The 2,234-nt window shown below is 63.0% G+C and carries 1 protein-coding gene and 1 pseudogene; one reads left to right on the top strand and one right to left on the bottom strand.

Annotated elements, in window-relative coordinates; translation table 11 throughout:
• A partial coding sequence (locus ACRDUX_RS27385) for an oxidoreductase (protein ID WP_526418402.1) occupies positions 1–1,696 on the bottom strand: 1,696 nt, incomplete at its 3' end.
• Positions 1,697–1,991: 295 nt separating this feature from the next.
• Between ACRDUX_RS27385 and ACRDUX_RS27380 the strand changes: the two are divergent.
• Positions 1,992–2,234 (top strand): annotated as a pseudogene (locus ACRDUX_RS27380) (hypothetical protein); the annotation flags it as partial.

The raw sequence follows: 2,234 nt of genomic DNA, 5'->3' as shown, positions 1-2,234 counted from the left end.
CCTCGAGTGTGTGAGTGGTCCAGTGCGACACATGGGCTGCGGGGGTGATCAGCGTGACGTCGAAACCCTCGGCAGCCAGGAGCTCTGACAACACACCGCCCATGTAGTAGTGGTCGTCGTCGAAGATCACGACCCGTCGGCCTTCGGGGCGCACGCCGGCCATGACGTCGTCCGGGCTGAGAATGCTTGCGCTTTCCGCGATCTCGATGGGATGGGTGTGCCACCGTCCGACACCGTCGCGGCGCCAATGGGATCCAGTGGCGAGCAGGACGTGGTCGAAGTCGTTGTCGATGATGTCGTCAGCCGTCATCTCGCTTTGCATGAAGACTTCGATGTTGTCGAGTTTGTTGATCTGTTGCAGTCGGTAGTCGACGACACGGATCCAGGCGGACAGGCCAGGAAGCTTTGCTTCGCTGTCGACGCGGCCACCGAGAACTCGGGTCGCCTCGGCCAGACTGACCGTGTAGCCGCGATTGCCCAGCGACCGCGCCGCCTCGAGTCCGGTGGGGCCCGCGCCGACGACCAGGACGTGGGAGTCCGACTTCTTGGGCTGGATGCGTTCTGGGTGCCAGCCGCGGCGGAACTCCTCGCCCATCGTGGGGTTCTGCGTGCAGCGGATGGGTGACATCGTGAAGTCGCCGGAGACGCAGATGTTGCACCCGATGCACTCGCGGATGTCTTCGAGATTGCCGGTTTCGATCTTCTTGGGCAGGAACGGGTCGGCGATCGAAGGGCGGGCGGCGCCGATGAAATCGAGTACGCCGCTTTTGATTTGGTGAACCATCGTGTCCGGGGAGGTGAAGCGGCCGACCCCGACCACCGGTTTGGTGGTCAGCTGCTTGAGTCCCCGCGCGTAGGGTTCCTGCTCGGCCTCGGGGCCGAACCGCGACGTCACCGAATCGTCCTCCCAGCTGCCAAGGACGAAGTCCCACAGGTCTGGGTGTTCGCCGAGCATGCCGATGACGTCTTCGATCTCGGCACGGGTGATTCCGTCGTCGCCGAGCAACTCGTCGATGGTGATGCGGCAGGCGACCGCGGCCTTGCCGTCGACCGCCTCGACCGTGTCCTCGAGGATCTCGCGCAGCAGGCGGGCCCGGTTCTCCAGGCTTCCGCCGTACTCGTCGGTCCGGTTGTTGTACCGCGGTGACAGGAAGTGGTGCAGACCGCCAAGACAGTGGCCGGCGTACACGTAGACGATGTCGTAGTCGACCGCGAGGGCCCGGCGCACCGCCTCGCGGTGCCACTGCCGCATATCGGCGATGTCGGACTTGGTCATCGCCCGCGCTTGGACCGGGTCGTAGTTCCACGACACGACGGGCAGATTCTGCGGCGCCAACGGCGTCTCGCGGCTGATCAGATTGGGGCTGTTGAGGCCGTTGTGGGCAAGTTCGATGCCGGCGAGGGCGCCTCCCTCGTGGATCTTCTCGGCGATCTTGGCCAACGCGGGCATGTCCTGGTCGTCCCACAACCGCAGTTCGATGAACGGGCCGATATCGGATGTCGGGTGTATCTCGACCTGTTCGGTGCACACCACCGCCCAGCCGCCCTCGGCCTTCACCTGTCGCATGAAGGCCTGGCTGGATGGGTCGCGGTAACCCATTCCGTTGCAGTGCGGAACCTGAAAGAACCGGTTGCGAGCGGTCACCGGTCCGATCTTGACCGGTTCGAACAGAATGTCGTATCGCGGGTCTCGCATGGATCCTCCCATTGGTGCCGCAGCGTGCCGACCGGGACTGACGCGAATCCCGGTGGTCAAATCGTCGACCGTGGGGCTTACCTCAGTCAATTAGATGTTTCAGTTGATCTACATCACGAATGCCGATGCTGGGTCGTGTTCCGCACTTCTGAATTGCAGATGCAAAAGCCCGAAAAAACGTGCTTTACAGATCCATGTTGAACGGATTCAGTGTTGTGGATCACACGTGGTGGAGGTACCTCGGATGCCTGCACACCCATAGACCCAGATCCGACGTGCAGAAAGCGAGAGGCTGATGGACCCCACGAATCCGGTCGAGGTAACCGCTCAGGAGCAGACGGCCCAAGCCGAGCGGGAGACGAAACATCTCCAGAAGACGCTGGGCCGCTTGGACATCATCTTCCTCATCGTCGCGGCAGTGGTGTCGATCGAGGTGCTGGCGCAGGTCTCCGGGTTCGGCGGCCAGACCTTCACCTGGGCGCTCGTACTCGCCGTTCTGTTCCTCGTTCCTTACGGGCTGATCTTCGCCGAGATCGGC

Origin of the sequence: Mycobacterium sp., assembly GCF_050701675.1 — a bacterium.
GTDB lineage: Bacteria > Actinomycetota > Actinomycetes > Mycobacteriales > Mycobacteriaceae > Mycobacterium.
This window is presented reverse-complemented; position numbering and strand designations above follow the sequence as displayed.